Here is a 21,975-nt window from a genome sequence, read left to right on the forward strand (position 1 = left end):
GCCTCGCGGCACCGGCACCACGATGCACCCGTCTGAACGCCGAACAAGGGGCGAAGGCTGCCAGTCGCGGCACTAGTCCTCGCTGCTCACCGACCATGGGGAAGCCTTGAACACCACCCGCGCCATGACCGCTCTCGCGCTCGGCGGGTTCGGCATCGGAACGACCGAGTTCGCGACGATGGGCCTGCTGCCGCAGATCGCGGAGACGTTCGGCATCCCCGACTACCAGGCCGCCTACGCGATCAGCCTCTACGCCGCCGGTGTCGTCGTCGGCGCGCCGTTGATCGCGGTGCTCGGTGCCAAGCTCCCGCGCAAGGGGATGCTGATCGGCCTGATGCTCGCGGTCGCGCTGGGCAACGGGTTGTCGGCCATGGCGCAGGACAAGACGTTGCTGCTCATCGCACGGTTCGTCGCGGGGCTGCCGCACGGCGCGTTCTTCGGCATCGCGGCCGTTGTCGCCGCCACGCTCGTTGCTCCCGAACGGCGCGGTACGGCCGTTGCGCGCGTGATGGTCGGTCTGACTGTGGCGAACCTCGTGGGCGTGCCGCTGGCAACGGCGGCGGGGCAGCAGATCGGCTGGCGCACGGCGTACCTGGCGGTCGCGGTGATCGCGCTGGTCACGGCGGCGGCGATCGCGGCCTGGGTGCCGCTGGTGCCCAAGGTCGAGGACGCCTCGATGAAGAACGAGGTCCGCGCGTTCGGCCGGCCGACGGTGTGGTTCGCGATCTTCACCGGCATGATCGGCTTCGGCGGCATGTTCGCCGTCTACTCCTACGTCGCCCCGCTGACGACCGAGGTCGCCGGGCTGGCGTCGGGGGTCGTGCCGTGGATCCTCGCCGTGTTCGGGCTCGGCATGACGCTGGGCGCGACGTTCGGCGGCCGGTTCGTGGACAGGTCCGTGACGGGCTCGGTGTTCGGCGGGCTGATCGCGGTCACCGTGATCCTGGTGCTCTTCGGGCTCACCGCGACCATCCCGGTGCTCCTGTTCGTCTTCCTGTTCCTGCTGGGCTTCACCATCCAGATCCTCGCGGCCGCGCTGCAGATCAAGCTGATGGACGCCTCACCGGACGCGCCGTCGCTCGCGGCCTCGTCCAACCACTCGTCGCTCAACGTCGCGAACGGCGCGGGCGCGTGGCTCGGTGGCCTGGCCATCGCGGCGGGCTGGGGCTACACCTCGACGGCGTGGGTCGGCGTGGCGCTGTCGGTCGCGGGCCTCGCGATCGCGGCCGCGGCGCTGGTCTACGAACGGCGTTCCTTGACGCGGGCGACCACGAACCAGGCGACGCTGATGGCCAGCACGGCGAGCACGGCCGTCGAGAGCCAGCCCAGGTAGCGGTCGACGAGCTCGTAGTTGTCGCCCAGCGCGTACCCGGCGAGGATCAGCGCGCTGTTCCACACCAGGCTGCCCGCCGCCGTGTAGAGCGTGAACTTCATGATCGGCATCCCGGACACGCCGGCGGGGATGGAGATCAGGCTCCGCACGACCGGCACCATCCGCCCGATGAACACGGCCTTGCTGCCGTGCTTGTCGAACCACGCGTCGGACTTGTCCACGTCGGACGCCGTGACGAACGGGATCTTGTCCGCGAGTTTCCGCAACCGGTCGAGCCCGAGCCACGCGCCGAGGCCGTAGAGCACCAGGGCACCGACCGTCGAGCCGATCGTCGTCCACACGATCGCGGCGACCAGCGAGATCTTGCCCTGGCCCGCGGTGAACCCGGCCAGCGGCAGGATCACCTCGCTCGGCACCGGTGGGAAGACGTTCTCCAGCGCGACCAGCAACCCCGCGCCGGGTGAGCCCAACGCCTCCATCAGCCGAGTGATCCACTCCATGGATGTCGAAATACCCGTTTTGCCGCTCTGCTGAACCCCTCGCGCTCCCGCCCGGCCGCGTACGGGTCTACCGTTGACCGCCTTCACTTCTGGAGGTCGACGTGCGAGGCGCGATCGCGGCGGGCCACCCGCTCACGGCTCAGGCTGGCGCGGCGATGTTGCGCGCGGGTGGGAACGCCGTGGACGCGGCCGTCGCGGCGATGCTGACGTCCTGCGTCACCGAGCCGTTGCTGACCGGGCTGGGCTCCGCCGGGTACATGATGATCGCGCCGGTCGGGGAAACCCCTGTGCTGCTGGACTTCTCGGCCGTCGCACCGGGCCGGGGCAGGACCGGTGAGCGGGCACCGCTCGACCCCATCACCGTCCACTTCGGTGACGCGGAGCAGGAGTTCCACGTGGGACCGTCGTCGGTCGCCGCCTACGGGATGCCCGCCGGTGTCGCGGCCGCCGCCACGTACGGGCGTGCGCCGTTGCACGAACTCGTGGCCACAGCGGCGATGCACGCGCGTGAAGGCCACCTGGTGAACCGGTACCAGGCGTACGTCACGTCGTTGCTGCTGCCGCTCGCCCGCAGCGCGGGGCTGACCGCGTTCGAAGAGGGTGAGCTCCTCGTCCAGCCCGAACTCGCCGAGGCCCTCGACCGGCTCGGCAGCGACGGCGCGTGGCCGTTCTACCGCGGTGACATCGCGGCGGCGGTCACCGACTGGATCGGGAGCAAGGGTGGCGACCTCACGCGCGCGGACCTCGAGGCGTACGAAGCCGTGCGGCGCGAGCCGTTGCACGTGTGGCATCGCGGCCGTGAGATCCACACGAACCCACCACCGGCGGCGGGCGGTGCGTTGCTCACGCAGATGTTGGAAGCGTTGCCGGACAACCCGTCGCAGCAGGACCTGATCCGTGCGCTCGCCACCCCGAAGGCGCACCTCAACCGCCTCGGCTCCACCACGCACATCTCCGTGCTCGACGCGGACGGCACGGCGTGCAGCGTCACGACCACCAACGGCGCTGGCTCCGGGATCTCGATCGCGGGCGTGCACCTGAACAACATGATGGGGGAGGAGGACCTGTCGCCGGACGGGTTCTTCAGCCACGCGCCGGGCGACCGGCTGCCGTCGATGATGGCGCCGACCGTCGTGACGAACCAGGGCCGGACCGAACTCGTGCTCGGCAGCGCCGGGTCGAGCCGGATCTGCGGCGCGATCCTGCAGGTGCTCGTGAACGTCCTGGACCGGGGAATGGCCGCCCAGCAGGCGGTCGACGCACCCCGGATGCACCTGAGCGGGGACCACCTCCACGTCGAACCGGGAATTCAACCGGAAAGCGCGCTGCCGGTCACCCGATTCCGCGCGCCGAACATGTTCTTCGGTGGTTGTCAGGTGGTCGAAATGACCGGATCGGGCCTGCTCAGGGGTGGTGCAGATCACCGTCGCGACGGTGCGATCGTCGTTGTGTGAGATGTTGCCCGCATAATGGGATATCTGGTTTCCTGATTCGCCGCTCAAAGAGCACGATTGACGGGTGACGGCACTCAGCGAGAGAACATCCTCGCCGCTCCTGTCCCGTACGTTCCTCCAACTCTCCGGCATCAGCGTCGTGTCGGGCGTCTCGATGGCGTTCGCGTTGCCGTTCGGCTCGCTGTTCCTCACGAGCGAAATCAAGGTCACGCCGTTCCAGCTCGGCTTCTTCCTGATCGTGAGCCCGGTCGCGCAGGTCGTGGCGAGCACGATCATGGGCAGGCTCTCCGACGGCCGGGTGCAGCGGCGGTACATGCTCGCCGCGGGTGGTGTCGCCGGCGCGATCGGCTACGGCCTGTTCGCCGTGCTGCGCGACTACTGGTTCCTGCTCGGCACGTCCGTGGTGTTCATCGCGATCACGGGCGCGTTGTTGCCGCAGCTGTTCGCGTACGGCCGCCAGGTCTCCTCAGGCCCGTCGATGGTCGTCAGCGTCCTGCGCACGCTGCTCTCGGTCGCGTGGGTCGCCGGACCGCCGGTGGCGGCGCTGCTCGTCGCGAAGACCGGCTGGATCGGCCTCTTCGCCTCCACCGCGGTCCTCCAGCTCGGCGTCGCGGTCCTCGCCCTCACCCTGCCGGTCCCGCCCGCGCGGGTCGAGGAGGAGAAGACCGACGAGGAGTCGGCGGGACCCGCACGCGGCAGCATGGTGGTCGTGTCGGCCGCTTTCCTGTTCCTGCAGGGAGCCGTGGCGCTCGCGGTGAGCGGTCTGCCGTTGTTCATCACGACCGAACTGAACGGCACGGCCGGTGACGCCGGACTCGCGATGGGTCTGTGCGCGGCGCTCGAGATCCCGATGATGCTGTGGTTCGGCTCGCTGGCGAACCGGATGTCCCAGCACAGGCTCGTGCTCATCGGCGCCGTGATCGCGTTGAGCTACCACGGGCTGATGGTGTTCACCGAGTCCATCTGGCAGGTGATGGCCGCGCAGCTGCTGCACGCCACCGTCATCTCGCTGATCATGGGCGTCGGCATCACCTACTTCCAGAGCCTCGACCCGCTTCGACCCGGCCACGCCACGACGATGTTCAGCAACACCCAGATCATCGGCAGCATGGTCGCTGGCGCGTTGCTCGGCGTCTCGCAGGGGCTGGGTTTCCGCTGGGTCTACGGCTTCAGCCTGACGATGTCCGTGTTCGGCCTCGCGTTGCTGCTCGTCGCGGGCTCACTGGATCGTCGAGCCGGTGACCTTCGGCTTCTCGGACGTTCCCAGGTAGAAGATCCCCTTGATGGTCTCGAAACCGAGGCTCGGGTTGCGGCGAAGGGTTGAGCCCTCGACGGACATCGAGCCGGACTTGTCGTTGCTGACGAAGAACACCGCGCCGCCGCCCTCGTTGGCCTGGTTGTCCTCGATCAGCGTGCCGGCGACGCGCAGCGTGAACGTGTTGCCGTCGTTGTAGATCGCGCCACCGCTGCCGCCGCCCGGCGTGCCACCGCGCGCCGGGTTGGCGCCGCGGCCGATGGCCTTGTTGTTCCTCATCAGGCTGTTGAGCACGATCCACGACGCGCCGATGCTGCTGAGCGCTCCGCCGTTGGAGCACACACCTCCCTCGAACGTGCTGCCGGTGACGTAGATCGGCACCTTCTGGGCCCAGTCGGTCACGCGGATGGCCGCACCGCCGAGGTCGGGGCCGTTGGCGTCGCACCTGTTGTTCGCGAAGCGGGAGTTCACGACCTTGAGCTGACCGCCCAGCACCATGATCGCGCCGCCGCCACCGCCCTCGGCCTGGTCGCCGGTCGAGTTGCCGTCGGCGAGGGTGATGTTCTGGACCACCAGCCGCGGCCCGTTCTGGTCGATCAGCCTGCGCTGGCCCTGGCCGCTCAACGTGATCCGGCCACCGCCGTCGAGCACGGTGCGCTGGCGGACCCTCGCGGTCGCGGTCATCGGGACGGTGTGGGGCTGCGGCCCGCAGTTGAACGTGATGACCCCGCCAGCGGCGAGGGCGTCGACCACGGCCTGCGACGTGCAGCTCGCGGGAGCGCCGGTGCCGATCACGCGGGTGGGCTTCGAGGTGTCCTCCGCGGCGGCTTCCGGTGGCACGGCGGTGGTGCCGTTCGGGTTGCCGAACCTCGCGGCGGCGGGAGGGGGAGGCGGTGGTGGCGGCGGCGCGGACGGGGGAGCGGCGCTGCTGCTCGGCGGAGGCGTCGACGTCACGACGGTGACGGTCTGGGAAGCCGAGGTCTGAGGTAACTGCGGTCCTGCGACGGGGGAACCGGGGATCGCCGTGCCGCAACCCGCCACGAGGGCGGCAAGCAGCACGACGGCCTGTCTACCTGAGGGCATGGCGGGCACCCTAGGCGGGCCGGGCGAGCTTGGCTACCACCGTTGCGGCGGTGGAGATCCATCCGGTGATCCGTGCCGGAGTTGCCCGAAAATTCACCGAGATCAAGGCGTTCTGCAGGTGTTTTCGTTCCGTGACACGGAAACCGGAACAAGATCCGGTTTTTTCGGGCCACTGGAACGGGTGTGCGCAGGTGCAGGACGGTACTTAGCCTGACTCACGAGTCAATAATCAGCGCGAACTGAGCCGGTCGTCGTCACGATGCGTAGACGAAACGGGCTAACGGTCTACACAGCGTGCGGTCCATTGAGTGCAAACGACCCGTTCGTGAAAGAACCACGCGTTCGGGTTGCCCTGTGTCCCTGGCACACTGCGCTCCGTGCCGACCCAGTTCCCCGACGAACCGACCGAGCGTCATCTGGCGCCCGACCCAGCGCTGATGGAGGCCGCCCGCGCTCGTGGTGCCGCCCGCTGGGCCGCGGCCGGTGAGGCGCCGCGCCAGGAGGAGACGAAGCACGCCGGTCCGCTCAAGCCCCGTGCCGCCGCGATCGCCGCCATCGCCGCGCTCCTCGTGCTCGGCGTGATCGCCATCGCCACGTTCGACGGCAGTTCGGGTGGGGGCGACACGGACATCGCGCAGCCCTCGCACAGCTACATCCCCGGCCTGATCACCCCGCCGGAGGACCTCCCCGAGGAGGCGTCGGCCAGCCAGAACCCGACGCTCGCCTCGTCCGCGCTGGGCCTGATGCCGTCGACCACGCAGAACGCCGCCCCGCCGCCACCCGCCGGGGACACCGCCAGGGCTCCCGGCGGCGCCAAGTCGTTCACGACGGGCCCCGGCTGCGGCGGCTTCACCAGCGTCGGGTCGTACCGCGACGGCAAGAAGGGCTGGGTCGACCACGGCGACGGCAAGTGCGGCTCGACGTTCGTGTCGATCCCGATGTCCGGTGACGCCCGCCGCGACGACAACTCCGCCTACGGCATGTGGACGTTCGCGGTCACTGGTTCGTGCGACGTCTCCGTGCATGTGCCGAACGGCGGTACGGAGGAGGTCGGGGGTAACCCGACCGTGTACTACGTGTTCGACCGCAACGGTGTCGGCGGCACCCCGATGGCGTCGTTCGCGATCAAGCAGGTCGACAAGCGCGGCCAGTGGGTCAGCGCCGGGAAGTTCAAGGCCAGCGGAAACCTGACCATCCAGCTCGTCACCCGAGGTCAGGACTGGAACAACTCCGGACCCACCTACGCCCATCACGCCGCGAGTGCCGTCAAGGCAGACTGCACGGCGTGACGAGAGATCTGCACCTGGTCCGGCACGGCGAAGCGACGAAGGACGAGTCCCGGCTGACGGCGCGCGGCCGCAAGCAGGCGGAGGCGCTGGCGGAACGGTTGCGCGGCACCGGTTTCGCGGCGGTGCACCACGGCCCGGCGCCCCGTGCCACCGAGACGGCGTCGATCATCGCCGACGCGCTGCGCGTGCCCTGCCGGGTCGAGGCGGCGGCCGACGACTACGTGCCGCACTTCGTCCCTGATCACGACGAGTTCTTCGACCGGTTCCCCGAGTCGGAGCGCACCCGCGGCCCCGCACTGGCGCACGAGGCCGAGACGCGGTTCGCGCGCCCCGGCGACGGCCCGGTGCTGGTCGTGACGCACTCGTTCCTGATCGGCTGGCTCGTGCGGGACGCCCTCGACGCCCCGCCCGAGCGCTGGCTGACGCTGCACCACGACCACGCGGCGCTGACGGTCATCCGCTACACGACCGGCGAGTCACCCAGGCTGGTGCGGTTCAACGACGGCGGTCATCTTTCCGGGGAGCATCTCAGCTCGCTTTGAGCGTCAGCAGACTGATCTCGCTGGGCGCGAAGACGCGCATCGGCGGACCCCAGAAGCCGGCGCCGCGACTGGTGTAGAGCTGGGTGCGGTCGCTGTGCCTGCTCAGGCCGGCGACCACCGGCTGCTGCAACCGCACCAGGTAGTGGAACGGCCAGATCTGCCCGCCGTGCGTGTGCCCGGACAACTGCAGGTCCACGCCCGCGCCGACGGCCTTCTTGATCTCCGACGGCTGGTGCGCGAGCAGCACGACCGGCGCGGTGGAGTCGGCGCCGTGCAGCGCGTGCGCGAGGTCGGCGGCGTGGCCGGGCTCGCCGGAGTGGCTCGCGGTGATGTCGTCGACGCCCGCGAACACGAGCTGAGCGCCACCGCGCTCGAGCGTCACGTGCTCGTTGCGCAACGCCTTCCAGCCGAGGCGGGTCATGAGGTCGACCCAGCCCTGGCCGTTCGAGTAGTACTCGTGGTTGCCGGTGATGTAGAAGCGGTGCGGGGTGTTCACGTCGCCGAGCGGGGTGGCCTGCTCCAGGCGCTGCTCGGCGGTGCCGTCCGCGATGTCACCGACGTGCACGGCGACGTCCGCGTTCAGCCCGTTGACGGCGTCGACCATGCCCCTGGACCACTTCGCGCGGTTGATCGCTCCGTAGTGCGTGTCGGTGATGACCGCGACGGTCAGGCCGTCGAACGCGGGGTCGAGCCGGGGAATCGTCACGTCCTGCCGCTTGATCCGGGGCACGCGCATCGCCTCGTACACGCCGTAGATCGTCACGGTGACGATGAGAACGGCGAGCAGCACGGCGATGAAACGGGAGCGGAACGGGTTCTCGACACCGGCCATCGCCATGCCGAGCCGCACGACGTCGGAGATCAGCGTCCACACGAACGCGATCCACACGAACCCGAGCAGGAACTGGGAGATCCGCGCGGCGCGGTCGCTGCCGCGCTGGGTGAACAGCACGATCATCGTGATGGCACCGGCGACGAACACGATCGCGGCGATGGGCCGGACCGGGTCGGGCCACTCGGCACTGGCCGCGAAGAGCCCCTCGAACGGCACCCAGAACAGCAGCGTCGTCACGGTGAAGAGGACGAGCGTGAACACCACCCGCCGAACCGTGATGCGGGGCCGGGTAGCGGTGGTCGTCATGCGTCGATCCTCCTGTGATCGGTCTCTGTAACCCAACTCAACGCACGGACCACCCCATTTGTTCGCTTCCGGGCGCTTAGACCTCCGTCACAGGCGTTTTCCCAGTTCGGACGCAACCGCGCGAGGGCTGAGGAGTCTTCTAATCAACACCGGAACAGCCGCCGGACCCGACGACCTAGAGTGGGCCACATGATCTTCTACACCGACGAGGAAAGCCGCACGCTGCGCACCGGCGTGTACGGCGCGATGCTGCTGGTTTCCCACGCCGACCCCGGCCCCGTGCTGGAGGAGCGGTTCGCCGGCCTGCGCGCGCTCACGCACCTGTCGCCCGATCTGCGCGGCGTTCTGGGCAGCGCCCGCCCGTCCGTGCCCGCGGGCACCGACGAGGAGATCGAGCCGGTCGTCCTGGAGGCGCTGCGGTCGTCGATGAAGACGCTGACGGCGAAGTCGCCCGAGGACGCCCGCGACTTCCCGCGCGCCGTGCTGGCGATCTGCCGCGAGGTCGCCGAGGCCGACGGTGTGGTGGTGGAGGCCGAGGACGAGATGGTGGCCCGCATCGAGGGCGCGCTCGCCCTGTAGCTCATTCTCCGTCCGGCCGGGACCAGCGTCTCACGTGGTGGATGCTGGTCCGAATGGTCGATGGCGCAAGGCTTCGGCGGTGCCAGGGTGGATTTCCTAGGGGATCGACACTGGGGAGTGTGCCGTCGTGGAACTGTCCCGCCGTGAACTGCTGACCCGCTCGGGCCAGGCCGCCGCCGTCGCCACCGCCGCGTCCACGCTCACGACGACCACCGCTCAGGCTGAGTCCGGCACGAGAGTGAAGTTGACGCAGGGCACCAACATCTCGGTGTCGCGGTCGCGTGACGGCAGGTGGCTCGCCATCGACCTCGTCACCGCGATCTGGGTCCTGCCTTCCGGCGGCGGGCAAGCGCGCAAGCTCACCGACGAACTCCAGGACGCCACGCTGCCGTCGTTCGGGCCTGGCGACCGGATCGCGTTCCAGTCCTATCGGGACGGGAACTACCACCTGTACCTGATCGGGCTCGACGGGCGCGGGCTGAAGCAGTTGACGTCAGGCAGGTTCGACCACCGGGAGCCCGCGTTCTCGCCGGACGGCAGGCACCTCGCGTTCGTCAGCGACCGGGCCGGCAGTTACGGCGTGCACCTGCTGGAGCTGGCCACGGGCGCGATCACGCAGCTCACCGGGGTGCCGGACGAGGCCGCGGCGCCGCAGTGGTCGCGGGACGGCAAGCGGATCGTCTTCACCGTCGGCAACGCGGCGGTCGACACCGTGACGCTGGACGGCAAGCGCGAACGGCTCGTCACCGCACCGGCCGGCACGCAGCTGTTCGGCGCGGCGTTCGGACCCGGTGACCAGCCGAGCTACACCCGGATGCGGCCCGGCCAGGCCGAGTTGGTGCTCGGGACGACCGCGATGGTCACAGGCGAGGACGTCTTCGGGTTCGCGCCGATCTGGGACGGCGACAACGTCCTTTACACAGCGGATGGCCGGATTCGCAGTCGTGTCAACGGGTCTGCGAAGGACATCGCGTTCGAGGCCACGGTTCCCGTGCGCACGAACCGGAGGCCGCACCGCACCAGGAACCTCACCGGTGGCGCGGTCAAAGGCATCGCCGGTCCAGTGGTGTCGAGCGACGGCAAGATCGCGTTCCGCGCGTTGAACGCCCTGTACCTGCTGAGCGACGGCAAGGCCACGAAACTCACGGACAGCGGGTACTTCGACTCCGACCCGGACTTCTCGCCCGACGGCAGGAAGATCGTCTACGCGAGCGACCGCACCGGTGTCGCGCAGCTGTGGGTTCGCGACCTGGCCTCCGGCACGGATGAGCAGTACGCACCGGCCCCGCACGCGCAGATCACGCCGCGCTTCTCGCCGGACGGCACGAAGGTCGCCTACCTGGACCAGGACGGTCAGGTGTGGATCACGGACCGGCAGGCGCGCAGGCAGGTCACGCCAACGTTGTTCCAGCCGGGCCGGCCGACCTGGTCGAAGGACGGCAACACGGTCGCGCTGGCCGCCGTGAAGCCGTTCTCGCGCCGGTTCCGCGAGGGCACCAGCCAGGTCCTGAGCATCGATCTCACGAGCGGTGAGCTGAAGTACACCGAGCCCATGCCGTTCCGGTCGATCGCCACGCGCGGCGACGACGGGCCGGTGTGGTCGCCGGACGGCAGGCACATCGCGTTCGTCGTCGAGAGCGTCGCGTGGGTCGTTCCGGTCGACGCCCAGGGCACCTTCCGGGGCGAACCGCGCCAGGTCACCCGCGAGGTCACGGACTCGCTGGCCTGGCACGGCGACAACGCCCTGGTGTACCTGAACAACGGCCGGATCCGGAAGTCCACTCTGGACGGCAGGGTCACGACCATCCGGCACGGCCTCACCTGGCGCAAGCCCGCCAAGCCGGAACGCAGGGTGATCCACGTCGGCGCCTACTGGGACGGCGACGCGCACGAACTCAAGCAGAACGCCGACATCGTCGTGGAGAACGGCACGATCAAGGAGATCCGCCCGCACCGCGGCAAGGCCAACGTCGACGCGTCGACACTGACCGCCATCCCCGGCCTGATCGACGCCCACAACCACTGGCACCTGCGCGGCCGCCAGTGGGGCGCACGACAGGGCAACGTCTGGCTCGCCTACGGCATCACGACCGTCCGCTCACCCGGCGACCCGGTCTACCAGATGATCGAGACCAGGGAGGCGCTCGCGGCGGGAACCCTGACAGGGCCCCGGTTCTACGCCACCGGCGAGGCCGTCGACGGCTCCCGCGTCTACTACAACTTCATGCGCCCGACCCTGAGCAGGGCCCAGCTCGACCTCGAACTGCGCCGCGCCCACGAGCTCGGCTACGACATGATCAAGACCTACGTCCGCCTGCCCATCGAGCTGCAACGCGCTGCCGTGCAACGGTCCCGGGTGCCGCTGTCGTCGCACTACCTGTACCCGGCCGCGAACATCGGCATGGACGGCATGGAACACGTCGGCGCCACCAACCGGCTCGGCTACTCCCACACCATCACCCGGCAGGGCAAGGCCTACCAGGACGTGGTGGCGTTGTTCACCGCCTCCGGCATGTCCATGACGCCCACGCTGTTCCAGTCGCGGGCCCTGTACGACAACGACAAGTCGCTGGCCACCGACGAACGCACCCGCGTGCTCTACCCGCCGTGGGAGTACGAGCGGAACCTGGCCGACGCCACCAACCAGGGCACCCCGGCGGGCTCGTCGTCCCGCGCGATCCTCCAGGGTTGGGTCGAGTTCGCGCTGAAGGTCCACCGCGGCGGCGGGTTCGTCATCACCGGCACCGACGCACCACTCGACAGCCCTGCCACCGCCACGCACCAGAACCTGCGCGCACTCGTCGAATACGGCTTCACACCAAGGGAAGCGCTCATCACCGCGACCCGCAACCCGGCGCAGTGGCTCGGCCTGCCACTGGGCGCGATCAAACCCGGCGCTCCGGCGGACATCGCGTTCGTGCGGGGCAACCCGCTGGCCGACGTCAAGGCGGCGGCGAACGTCGAGCAGGTCATGGTCGGCGGTGTGCTCCACCGCGTCCCCGACCTGCTCGAGCCCTACCGGCAGCAGCCGCAGGCGCTGACCACGACCGCCGCGCTCGACCCGTTGCCCTCGGCCGAGAACAAGCACTGGTGGCACGAACCGGAGTGGGCCGAGCGGGTCTGCTGCGACCACTGAACGGGCGCCGGCTTCAGACCCTGGACGCGAAGCTCGGTTCCGCCGCCGCGAGCCGAGGTGCGGGGACGCCCAGCCGGCGTGCCTCCGCCAGGGTGTCCCGGCAGATCGCCCGGGGCTCCTCCGCGCCGGGGTCGGAGTGCGTCGCGAAGTTGTCGCGCACCGGCCCGAAGTGGGCGGTCAGCCAGGCGAACAGAGGAGCGGCCAGGCAGGTCGGCGCGCGGAACAGCAGCGCACGACGTCCCACGACGACACCCCGTGCCTCGACCAGCGGCAGCAGTTCGCGCCCGGCCAGCAACGCCTCGCGCACGTCGTGCGTGCGTCCCGCCAGGTCGGCCAGCGCGCCCAGCCGCAGTCCCTGCGAGAACAGCCCGGCGTCCGACACGAAGTGGATCAGCAGCCAGCCGCGGAAGTCCGGCTGCTCCTTGATCCGGAACCCCGACTCGCGGAACATCCGGCGCACGGCCAGGCCTCGTTCCGTCTGCGGCCCGATGGTTCCGAAGAGGACGGACGGCAGGATGGCGCCACGCAGTACGCCCTTCTCGTCGAAACCGCCGCCCGCCTGGGGAAAGCCCCACGCGACCTGGTCGGCGGGAAGCGCGCCGATCGCTTCCAGCGGCTCGGCCCAGATGTTGCCGAACACCAGCACCGTGGCGTTGCCGACGCGGGGTGCCAGGAAGTTCGCCGCCTCGGTCAGCCGGTGGTGCCCCACGCTCAGCACGATCAGGTCGAAGTCGTGGTCCGGCTCCAGTTCCTCGCGCAGGCGCACCGGCCACTCCTGCTCGACGCGCGGCCCCCACAGGCGCTGCCGCACGTCGTGCAGGTCGAGGCTCGTCGTGTCCCCGTACTGCGCAGCACGGCCGGGCCGGACGTAGAACTCGACGTCGTGCCCGGCTCGTTCCAGCGCCCAGCCGTACACGGTGGCGATCACGCCGCGGCCGAACATCAGGATCTTCACGGTCTCACCTCATGGGTTACGATGGAAGTGGAGACAATCTCCACTTCCGAAAATATGGAGGCGGATTCCGTTTGTCAACGCCAGGGAAGCCGCTGCGCGCCGACGCCCAGCGCAACCGCCAGGCACTGCTGGCCAAGGCGAGGGAGGTGTTCGACGCGGGGGAGTTTTTCGCCCTGCGCTTCGACGACTTCGCCCGGCTCGCCGGGGTGGGCACGGGCACGCTGTACCGCCACTTCCCGACCAGGGAGGCGCTCGCCGAGGCGGTCTACCACGAGGAAGTCGTCGCGCTGTGCGACCGGGCCGGCCACCTGCGGGCCACGGTGCCCCCGCTGGACGCCCTGACGACGTTCCTGCGTGACATGGTCGGCTACCTGCACGCCAAACGAGGTCTGGCCCAGACGCTGGCGACCCTCATGGCCGCGGACTCGCTGGCCGAGGGCAGCAGGGCGCTGGAGGAGGCCGTCACCGGGCTGGTCGACGCCGCGGCGGAGGCCGGTGTGGTCCGAGGCGACGTGGGAGCGGGCCCGGTCATGATGGCGCTGCACGGCATCGGCGCGGCCCACGAGAGGCCGGCGTGGCGGGCGGAGGCGGACGGCGTGATCACCCTGGTGCTGGACGGGCTGGTTCAGGGAGCCCAGCCGAGCAGTCCGAACGACTCCCCGGCCAGGTAACCGGCGATCCCGGCGGCCGGGTACGTCATGGTGTCCTCGGGCAGCGCGCCGAGCCCGAACCAGCCCAGCTCCGAACACTTCGCGGGCTCGAGGTTCACCGGCTCCCCACTCCACCGCAGGACCTCGAAGAACAACCCGAGGCGCGGCTCCACGCCGGTTCCGGTGGCGTGCACCGTGTGCACGTGCCGCAGGTCGCCGGCCTCGATCACCACGCCGATCTCCTCGGCGGCCTCCCGCGCGGCGCCGCCGAGCACCGACTCACCCGCGTCGAGCTTGCCGGACGGCAGGTGCCAGAGGCCGTCGAACCGCGGATCGGTGTCACGGCGGCGGGACAACAGGACCTCGCCGTCGCGCACGAGCAGCACGTGGACGTCGATCAGGTGACGGTCGGCCATGGGCTCACCGTAAATGATCTGCGTCGGGCCGAGAGGTCGTGACACGATCGTGCCATGACAGCCTTCGCGACCCCCGAAGACATCGCCCTCCGCACCAACGCCGCACGGGACGCCGCGGTGGCGGCAGGTCGCGAACTCGGCCTGGAGATCACCGAGGGCAAGGTGCTCTACGAACTGTTCTCCGTGGTCGTGCACCTCGCACCGGCACCGGTCGTGGCCCGCATCCCGACCGTCCTGCCGCACACCACGACCCTCGAGTCACTGGCCCGGCGCCAGCAACAGGAGCTCGACGTGGCGCAGTGGCTGCACGACCAGGGCACGCCGGTGATCCCGCCGAGTCCACTCGTGGAGCGCAAGCCCGTGCAGCGCGACGGTTTCTCCGTCACCTTCTGGCCGTTCACCGACGAGGACAAGTCCCAGGAACCGGACTACGTCAAGAACTCCGAACTGTCCGCCGACCTGCACAAGGCACTGCGTGGTTACCCCGGCGAGCTGGAGTTCCTGTCGTCTGCGGAACCGCGGTTCGTTCGCGAGGGCCTCGAAAGGCTCAGGGGACAGGACATCGTCGCCGCCGAGGACCTGGACCGCGCACAGGCCGAGTGGGAGGTGCTGGAGCCGCTCGTCAGCTCCCAGGCTGCGTTCGAGGCGAAGTTCCCCGGTGTTGAGCTCCAGCCCATCCACGGCGACTCACCGCCCGCGAACATCTTCGCGAGCACCGCCGGCCCGTTGTTCTCGGACTTCGAGCTGATCACGTACGGCCCGGTCGAGTGGGACCTGGCGGGCCTCGGCCTGGAGTACGAAGCCGCCTACAACCGGGGCGCCGCGAAGAACGGTCTGCGCGAGCTCGACAAGGAGGTGCTGAGGTTCGTCAACGCGGTCGGCGCGATCCGGGTGATCGCGTACCTGTCGTGCGCGCACCAGTTGCCCGCCATGGTCGACTTCATGCAGCCGTTCATCAACCAGTGGCGGGACACCGACTCCTACGCGTGAGCGGCGGCCCGATCCCCGAGCCAGGACACGACTTCCTCGGCGGGCAACGGCTCGCTGAGGAAGTACCCCTGCACCACGTCGCACCCGGCCTTCGCCAGCGCCGTCCAGGTGTCCTGGTCCTCCACGCCCTCCGCGACGGCCTGCAGCCCGAAGTTCCGGGCCAGCGCCACCAGGGCGTGCACGATCGCCGAATCGCCCGCGTCCGTGCACATGTGCGTGACGAATGACCGGTCGAGCTTCATCTCGTGCACCCGCATGCTGCGCAGGTACGAGATCGACGAGTAACCGGTGCCGAAGTCGTCGATCGAGAGCCGCACGCCCAGTTCCGTCAGGCCGCGCAACACCTCCACCGCGCGGTCCGGGTCCGAGATGATCGCGGACTCGGTGATCTCCAGCGTCAGCAGGCGCGCGGGCAGGCCGTGGCGCTTGATCAGGTCGGCCACGTCGCCGGGGAACTCGGTGTGGTGCAGGCAGGCCGCGCCCACGTTCACCGAGACCGGCACCTCCCAGCCCGCGTCCGACCACGCACGGCACTGCCTCAGGGCGGCGTCGATCACGTACCGGGTCAGCGGCTCGATGAGCCCGTTCTCCTCGGCGATCGGGATGAACTCGTCGGGACGCACGAGACCGCGCGTCGGGTGCTGCCAGCGGGCCAGGGCCTCGACACCGCACACCGCGCCCGTGTCGGCCAGGGCCTTGGGCTGGTAGTGCAGGAACAACTCACCGCGGTCGATCGCGTGCCGCAGCTCCGTCACGGCCGTGAGGTGGGCGGCGCCGCGTTCGTGCAGACGCGCGTCGTAGACGGCGACACCGGACTTCTCGCGCTTCGCCGCGTACATCGCGATGTCCGCGTGCCGCAGCAGTTCGTGGCCGTCGCCCGAGTCCGATGGGCACAGCGCCACACCGACACTGCCCGCGATCTCCAGTTCCAGGCCCTCCAGCGTCACCGGCATCGCCAGCGCGCCGAGGATCTTCTCCGCGACCATGCCGGCGTTCTCCGCCGAACCGACACCGGGCAGCAGCACGGCGAACTCGTCGCCGCCCAGCCGCGCCACCAGGTCCGTGTCGCGCACCGCCCACGACAGGCGGTTCGCCACCTGGCGCAGCAGCAGGTCGCCGGAGTGGTGCCCGAGCGAGTCGTTGACCTCCTTGAACCTGTCGAGGTCCACGATCAGCAACGCCAGCGGCTCGTCCTTCTTGCGCGCCTTCGCCACGGCCTGTTCCATCCGCCGCGCGAGCAGCGTCCGGTTCGCGAGGCCGGTCAGGGCGTCGTGGTGCGCCTCGTGCTCGTTCTTCGCGGCCTGGCGCAGGATCATGCGGCGCTGCCCGAGCAGCACCATGCCGAACAGCGCGACCAGCGCCGCGTCGAGCACGAACACCACGATCTGCGCGATCCGCAGCCGCGCGTTCTTCTCGTCGGCCGTGCGCAGGTACTCGGTGGTGTCGAGGCGCAGGGACCCGATGGTCGAGGAGATCTGGCGGCGCAACGAGGAGTGCGCGAGTCCCGCCTGGTCCGCCTGCAACGGGTCGGTGCCGGCGATGACCGCGCGCAGCATGCCCGTGCTCTGGTCGTACAGGGCGAGCAGCTTGCCGGCCTCGTCGGCGTCGGAGGACGTGCCGTTGACGCGCAGCCACTCCAGCTCCGCCCGCGCCGAGCCGACCGAGTTCTCCAGCGGCTCGACGGTCTGCTGGGTCCGCGCGACCTGCAGGTCGCGCAACGCGTTGTCGGAGACGTTGATGTGCTCCAGCACGCGGGCCCACCGCTCACTGGAGTCGTTGAGCTCCCGCACGTGCGCTGTCGTGGTCCGCGCGTCGATGCTGCTCCACAGCGCCAGACCCGCGAGGACCAGCAGCCCGAACGTCAGCCCCACCGTCGCCACCCGTGCGGTCGCGCGGCCTTCCCAAAAGCTCACCGTGCCTGCTCCAACGGTCGCACCCAGCTCGCCGGATCCTCGACGAAGCTGTCGATCTGAGGCTGGAAGAACTCCCTGCGCGCCTTCTCGGACTCCTGCCGGTGCAGGATCCGGTCCAGGTTCGCGGTGGTCACCGTGAGTCCCGGCGTCTCGACCCAGCCCTCCGGCAGCGCGGCGCCGCCCTTCGCGTGCCGTGCGAGGAGCCAGCCTGCCACAGCGCCCTTGAGGTAGTGCTCGGGTGAGATGGACGCGACCATCGCGCCGTCCCGCACCGCCTGCAACGTTCTCGGGTCGACCCCGAACCCGCCCACCAGCCACCTCGCCGACTTCTCGGTCCTGAGCGCGGCGAGGTTCACGCCGTCGCAGTCGCCCGTACCAACGAACGCGAGGGCATTCGGGTTCGCTGCCACCAGACGTTTCCACGCGTCGCGATTCGCAGCGTCGTCACGTTGTGTGTCGAACGGGCCCAGCACCACTACCCCCGGTAGCTTTTCGGCGAATCGGCCCCGGATTCCGTCGGCCCGGTCGTCGAACCCGGCGAGTCCCGGAGCCGTGTTTCCCAGCACCACCGTTCCGGTCGCGTCCGGGGGCAATCGGCGCATCAACTCGTCAGCCAGCTTTTCGCCGAGTTCGTAGTTGTCGTTACCGATGTGCAGTTTCACTCCGGAACTCGCGGTGAGTCGCATGTCCACACCGATCACCGCGACGTGCTGCGACAGCGCCTCACCGATGGAAGGCGCCATCAGCGCGGGCTCCGACGTCGCCACCGCGATTCCGCCTTGGGCGGCCAGCGTCAAATCCCGGAACAACTCGACTTCCTTGTGGCCGTCCTGCCCCGGAGGCCCGGTCACCGTCGCGCTGACCCCGCCGATGCGGCCGACGCCCTCGTGAAAACCACTCGTCATCTCCTGGGCGAAGGAACCACCCGTGCGCTTCACGACGAAACCCACGTGCGGCAACGCCTCGGACGACCCGGCGGCACCGCAGGCCGCCAACAGCACGAGGCCCAGCACCAGCGCCGCAGCTCGCATGGATGACCTCGGGCTCGCTCGACCTACGGGTGATTGATCTCCAGAGCGGCCGATGCTACATCGATTGGTGCCAATCGGGACAACGCCTCCCGTTACCGGGAAGCGCTTTCACGTCCCGGAACCGTCAGGCGGGTTCGTAACCGAGGTTCGGGCGCAGCCACTGCTCGACTTCGGCGAGCGGCTTGCCGTACCGCGTCGCGTAGTCCTGCACCTGGTCGCGGCCCAGCCGTCCCACCGTGAAGTACTTCGCCCCGGGGTGCTGGAAGATCAGGCCGCTCACACTCGCCGCCGGGTTCATCGCGAACGATTCGGTGAGCGAGATCCCGATTTCCCGTTCCGCTCCCAGCAGGTCGAACAGTTCGCGCTTGACCGTGTGGTCGGGGCAGGCCGGGTACCCGAGCGCCGGTCGGATGCCGCGGAACCTCTCGGCGTGCAGGTCGGCGAGTTCGGGCTGGGCGTCCGGCTCGAACCAGTCGCGCCGCGCCCGCAGGTGGATCCACTCGGCGAACGCCTCGGCGAGCCGGTCTGCCAGCGCCTTCACCATGATGGCGCGGTAGTCGTCGTTCTCGGCCTCGTACTTCGCGGCCAGCTTCCCGGCGCCGAGGATCGTCACCGCGAACCCGCCGAGGTGGTCGCCCTCCGGCGCGACGTAGTCGGAGAGACAGCGGTTCGGGCGCGACAACGGCTTCTGCGTCTGCTGGCGCAGCATCGGAATCCGCACGCCGTTCTCGAGCAGGATGTCGTCGCCGTCGGAATGCGCGGGCCAGTAGCCGTAGACGCCCTTCGCCTCGAACAATTCGCCGGCGATGATGTCGTCCAGCAACGTCGTCGCGTCGTCGTAGAGTTCGCGCGCGACCGGCTGTTCCAGGATGGCGGGGAACTTGCCTTTGAGTTCCCAGGCGAGGAACAGGAACGTCCAGTCGATGAACTCGCGCAGTTCGCCCAGAGAGGGCGTCAGCACGCGGGTACCGGTGAATTGCGGCGTCGGCAATTCGGAGAAATCGACCTTCTCCGAGTTCGCGCGCGCGTCCTCCAGCTTCAGCAACGGCACGGACTTGCGGTTCTCGTGCTGCTCGCGCAACCGGGCCTGTTCCGCGCGGTTCGTGATGTTCAGCTCGTGGGCGCGCCGGTTGTCCAGCAGGTCGGAGACGACGCCGACGACCCGGGACGCGTCGAGCACGTGGATGACCGGCTCGTCGTAGACCGGGGCGATCTTCACGGCGTTGTGCTGCTTCGAGGTCGTCGCGCCGCCGACCAGCAGCGGCAGCTTCATGCCGCGTCGCTGCATCTCCTCGGCGACCGACACCATCTCGTCCAGCGACGGCGTGATCAGCCCGGACAGGCCGATGACGTCGGCCTGCTCCTTGATCGCGGTGTCGAGGATCTTCGCGGCCGGGACCATCACGCCGAGGTCGATCACCTCGTAGTTGTTGCAGCCCAGCACGACGCCGACGATGTTCTTGCCGATGTCGTGGACGTCGCCCTTGACCGTGGCGAGCACGACCTTGCCGTTGCCGCCCGCCTGCGACTTGGGCTCGGCGTCCATGTACGGCTCCAGGTACGCGACCGCGCGCTTCATCACGCGGGCGCTCTTCACGACCTGGGGCAGGAACATCTTGCCGGCACCGAACAGGTCGCCGACGACCTTCATGCCGTCCATCAGCGGGCCCTCGATGACGTCCAGCGGACGGGGGAGGGACTGCCGGGCCTCCTCGGTGTCCTCCTCGATGAAGTCGACGACTCCGTGCAGGATCGCGTGCTCCAGGCGCTTGCCGACCGGGGCCTCGCGCCACGACAGGTCGATGACGCGCTTCTGGCCGGGGCCCTTGACGGTCTCGGCGTGCGTGACGAGCCGGTCCGTCGCGTCCTCGCGGCGGTCGAAGATGACGTCCTCGACCAGTTCCAGCAGGTCGGCCTTGATGTCCTGGTAGACCACGAGCTGGCCCGCGTTGACGATGCCCATGTCCAGCCCGGCCTTCACCGCGTGGAACAGGAACGCGGAGTGCATGGCCTCGCGGACCACGTCGTTGCCGCGGAAGGAGAACGACAGGTTCGAGATGCCGCCGCTGATGCGGACTCCCGGACATCGTTCCTTGATCCGCGGCAGGGCGTCGATGAACGCCTTGGCGTAGCCGTTGTGCTCCTCGATGCCGGTCGCGACCGCGAGCACGTTCGGGTCGAAGATGATGTCCTCGGCCGGGAAGCCGGCCTTCTGCGTGAGCAGGTCGTAGGCACGGCCGCAGATGTCGACCTTGCGGTCGGCCGTGTCGGCCTGACCGGTCTCGTCGAACGCCATCACGACGACACCGGCGCCGTAGTCGCGGATCGTGCGGGCCTGCCGCAGGAAGGGCTCCTCGCCCTCCTTGAGGCTGATCGAGTTGACCACGCCCTTGCCCTGCACGCACCGCAGCCCGGCCTCGAGCACGGTCCAGCGGGAGCTGTCGATCATCACCGGGATGCGGGCGATCTCCGGCTCGGTCGCGATGAGGTTCAGGAACGTCGTCATCGCCTGCTCGCCGTCGAGCAGGTCGGCGTCCATGTTGACGTCCAGCAGGTTCGCGCCGCCGCGCACCTGGTCGAGCGCCACGGCGAGCGCGGCGTTGTGGTCGTCGGCCTCGATCAGCCTGCGGAACTTGGCGGAGCCGGTGACGTTGGTGCGCTCGCCGATCATCACGAACCCGGTGTCGGGGCCGATCTCGAACGTCTCCAGGCCGCTGTAGCGGGTGGTGTGGCGGGGCTGGACGACCTCGCGGGCGTCGATTCCGCGCACGGCCTCCGCGATGGCCTTGATGTGCGCGGGGGAGGTGCCGCAGCAGCCGCCGACGACGTTGACGATGCCCTTGCCCGCGAAGTCCTTGAGCAGGGCGGCGGTCTCGTCCGGGGTCTCGTCGTAGCCGCCGAACGCGTTGGGCAGGCCGGCGTTCGGGTGGCACGCGACGTAGGTGTTCGCGAGGCGCGAGAGGTCGGCGACGTGCGGCCGCATCTCCTCGGCGCCCAGCGAGCAGTTCACGCCGACGACCAGCGGCTCGGCGTGCGCGATCGAGTCCCAGAACGCCTCGACGGTCTGGCCCGACAGCGTGCGGCCGGACAGGTCGACGATCGTCACCGAGATCCACAGCGGCAGGTCGGGGGCGACCTCGCGGGCCGCGGCGATGGCGGCCTTGCAGTTCAGGGTGTCGAAGATCGTCTCGATCAGCAGCAGGTCGACGCCGCCCTCGCGCAGTGCCGAGATCTGCTCCGCGTAGGAGGCCTTGACCTGCTCGAACGTGACGGCGCGGAACGCGGGGTCCTCGACCTTGGGGGACAGCGACAGCGTCACGTTCAACGGGCCGACGGAGCCCGCGACGAACCTGCCGCCGAACTCGTCGGCGGCCTGCCGGGCGATCCGCGCGCCGGCGATGTTCATCTCGCGGACGCGGCTCTCCAGCCCGTAGTCGGCCTGGCCGATCGAGGTGGCGGTGAAGGTGTTGGTCGTGGTGATGTCCGCGCCCGCCGCGAGGTACTGCCGGTGCACGTCGAGCACCAGGTCGGGGCGGGTCAGGTTGAGCAGGTCCGGGTCGCCGGCGACATCCGGTGTGTGGTCGGCGTACTCCGTGCCGTAGTAGTCGGCGGGCGAGAGCTTGGCCTGCTGGAACATCGTGCCCCACGCGCCGTCGAGCACGGCGATGCGAGAGTTCAACAGAGACCTGAGTCCAGCCACACGCGCTC

17 protein-coding genes are annotated in these 21,975 nt (G+C 69.5%); 9 read left to right on the forward strand and 8 right to left on the reverse strand.

Going from position 1 to position 21,975, the window contains the following annotated elements; all coding sequences use genetic code 11:
• The first annotated feature begins 124 nt into the window (after positions 1-124).
• Positions 125-1,333 (forward strand): MFS transporter, encoded by a 1,209-nt coding sequence (locus PV646_RS28115; protein WP_500345279.1) that lies wholly within the window; start codon positions 125-127, stop codon positions 1,331-1,333.
• Here PV646_RS28115 and PV646_RS28120 read toward each other — a convergent pair.
• Entirely contained in the window at positions 1,240-1,833 is a 594-nt protein-coding gene (locus tag PV646_RS28120) for a DedA family protein (RefSeq protein ID WP_500345280.1), read from the reverse strand. The two genes, PV646_RS28115 and PV646_RS28120, sit on opposite strands and share 94 nt — an antisense overlap.
• A 101-nt stretch (positions 1,834-1,934) precedes the next feature.
• On the opposite strand from PV646_RS28120, the gene PV646_RS28125 reads away from it, so the two are divergent.
• Positions 1,935-3,287, forward strand: a complete 1,353-nt coding sequence (locus PV646_RS28125; protein WP_500345281.1) for a gamma-glutamyltransferase — start codon at positions 1,935-1,937, stop codon at positions 3,285-3,287.
• A 64-nt stretch (positions 3,288-3,351) separates the two neighbouring features.
• Positions 3,352-4,611, forward strand: coding sequence for a sugar efflux transporter (locus PV646_RS28130; RefSeq protein WP_500345282.1), 1,260 nt, complete (start codon positions 3,352-3,354; stop codon positions 4,609-4,611).
• Here PV646_RS28130 and PV646_RS28135 read toward each other — a convergent pair.
• Positions 4,507-5,625 (reverse strand): hypothetical protein, encoded by a 1,119-nt coding sequence (locus tag PV646_RS28135; protein WP_500345283.1) that lies wholly within the window; start codon positions 5,623-5,625, stop codon positions 4,507-4,509. The two genes, PV646_RS28130 and PV646_RS28135, sit on opposite strands and share 105 nt — an antisense overlap.
• A gap of 377 nt (positions 5,626-6,002) precedes the next feature.
• Between PV646_RS28135 and PV646_RS28140 the strand changes: the two genes are divergently transcribed.
• On the forward strand, positions 6,003-6,914 hold the full coding sequence (locus tag PV646_RS28140) for a hypothetical protein (RefSeq protein WP_500345284.1): 912 nt from the start codon (positions 6,003-6,005) through the stop codon (positions 6,912-6,914).
• Positions 6,911-7,456 (forward strand): histidine phosphatase family protein, encoded by a 546-nt coding sequence (locus PV646_RS28145; protein ID WP_500345285.1) that lies wholly within the window; start codon positions 6,911-6,913, stop codon positions 7,454-7,456. Before PV646_RS28140 ends, PV646_RS28145 begins: the two co-directional genes overlap by 4 nt.
• Here PV646_RS28145 and PV646_RS28150 read toward each other — a convergent pair.
• Positions 7,443-8,597 (reverse strand): metallophosphoesterase, encoded by a 1,155-nt coding sequence (locus PV646_RS28150; protein ID WP_500345286.1) that lies wholly within the window; start codon positions 8,595-8,597, stop codon positions 7,443-7,445. The two genes, PV646_RS28145 and PV646_RS28150, sit on opposite strands and share 14 nt — an antisense overlap.
• Before the next feature lie 189 nt (positions 8,598-8,786).
• On the opposite strand from PV646_RS28150, the gene PV646_RS28155 reads away from it, so the two are divergent.
• Complete coding sequence (locus PV646_RS28155; RefSeq protein ID WP_500345287.1) at positions 8,787-9,176, forward strand: hypothetical protein; 390 nt, start codon at positions 8,787-8,789, stop codon at positions 9,174-9,176.
• Between the two features lie 127 nt (positions 9,177-9,303).
• Positions 9,304-12,312 (forward strand): amidohydrolase family protein, encoded by a 3,009-nt coding sequence (locus PV646_RS28160; RefSeq protein ID WP_500345288.1) that lies wholly within the window; start codon positions 9,304-9,306, stop codon positions 12,310-12,312.
• Positions 12,313-12,325: 13 nt separating this feature from the next.
• Here the strand turns inward: PV646_RS28160 and PV646_RS28165 are convergent, their stop codons facing one another.
• On the reverse strand, positions 12,326-13,267 hold the full coding sequence (locus PV646_RS28165; RefSeq protein ID WP_500345289.1) for a ketopantoate reductase family protein: 942 nt from the start codon (positions 13,265-13,267) through the stop codon (positions 12,326-12,328).
• Between the two features lie 71 nt (positions 13,268-13,338).
• On the opposite strand from PV646_RS28165, the gene PV646_RS28170 reads away from it, so the two are divergent.
• A complete protein-coding gene (locus PV646_RS28170) occupies positions 13,339-13,938 on the forward strand; it encodes a TetR/AcrR family transcriptional regulator (RefSeq protein WP_500345290.1) in 600 nt (199 codons plus the stop codon).
• Here the strand turns inward: PV646_RS28170 and PV646_RS28175 are convergent.
• Positions 13,893-14,333: an NUDIX hydrolase gene (locus tag PV646_RS28175; protein WP_500345291.1), complete on the reverse strand. Its 441-nt coding sequence runs from the start codon at positions 14,331-14,333 to the stop codon at positions 13,893-13,895. The two genes, PV646_RS28170 and PV646_RS28175, sit on opposite strands and share 46 nt — an antisense overlap.
• Positions 14,334-14,387: 54 nt before the next feature.
• Between PV646_RS28175 and PV646_RS28180 the strand changes: the two genes are divergently transcribed.
• Positions 14,388-15,323, forward strand: coding sequence for a phosphotransferase (locus PV646_RS28180; RefSeq protein WP_500345292.1), 936 nt, complete (start codon positions 14,388-14,390; stop codon positions 15,321-15,323).
• Here PV646_RS28180 and PV646_RS28185 read toward each other — a convergent pair.
• The 3 genes from PV646_RS28185 to metH all read right to left on the reverse strand — a co-directional run bounded on the left by PV646_RS28185 (position 15,314) and on the right by metH (position 21,967).
• Complete coding sequence (locus tag PV646_RS28185; protein ID WP_500345293.1) at positions 15,314-17,236, reverse strand: putative bifunctional diguanylate cyclase/phosphodiesterase; 1,923 nt, start codon at positions 17,234-17,236, stop codon at positions 15,314-15,316. The genes PV646_RS28180 and PV646_RS28185 overlap by 10 nt on opposite strands.
• Complete coding sequence (locus PV646_RS28190; RefSeq protein WP_500345294.1) at positions 17,233-18,267, reverse strand: sugar ABC transporter substrate-binding protein; 1,035 nt, start codon at positions 18,265-18,267, stop codon at positions 17,233-17,235. Before PV646_RS28190 ends, PV646_RS28185 begins: the two co-directional genes overlap by 4 nt.
• Positions 18,268-18,391: 124 nt before the next feature.
• Complete coding sequence (metH, locus tag PV646_RS28195) at positions 18,392-21,967, reverse strand: methionine synthase (protein WP_500345295.1); 3,576 nt, start codon at positions 21,965-21,967, stop codon at positions 18,392-18,394.
• Positions 21,968-21,975 lie beyond the last annotated feature (8 nt).

It is taken from the genome of Streptomyces sp. ID05-26A, assembly GCF_033794685.1.
GTDB lineage: Bacteria > Actinomycetota > Actinomycetes > Mycobacteriales > Pseudonocardiaceae > Lentzea.

Bases quoted from the DNA above. Each gene is read 5' to 3' on its own strand.
- PV646_RS28190 (WP_500345294.1), bottom strand. From the start codon at position 18,267: ATGCGAGCTGCGGCGCTGGTGCTGGGCCTCGTGCTGTTGGCGGCCTGC.
- PV646_RS28120 (WP_500345280.1), bottom strand. From the start codon at position 1,833: ATGGAGTGGATCACTCGGCTGATGGAGGCGTTGGGCTCACCCGGCGCG.
- PV646_RS28150 (WP_500345286.1), bottom strand. From the start codon at position 8,597: ATGACGACCACCGCTACCCGGCCCCGCATCACGGTTCGGCGGGTGGTG.
- PV646_RS28155 (WP_500345287.1), top strand. From the start codon at position 8,787: ATGATCTTCTACACCGACGAGGAAAGCCGCACGCTGCGCACCGGCGTG.
- PV646_RS28115 (WP_500345279.1), top strand. From the start codon at position 125: ATGACCGCTCTCGCGCTCGGCGGGTTCGGCATCGGAACGACCGAGTTC.
- PV646_RS28175 (WP_500345291.1), bottom strand. From the start codon at position 14,333: ATGGCCGACCGTCACCTGATCGACGTCCACGTGCTGCTCGTGCGCGAC.
- PV646_RS28180 (WP_500345292.1), top strand. From the start codon at position 14,388: ATGACAGCCTTCGCGACCCCCGAAGACATCGCCCTCCGCACCAACGCC.
- PV646_RS28135 (WP_500345283.1), bottom strand. From the start codon at position 5,625: ATGCCCTCAGGTAGACAGGCCGTCGTGCTGCTTGCCGCCCTCGTGGCG.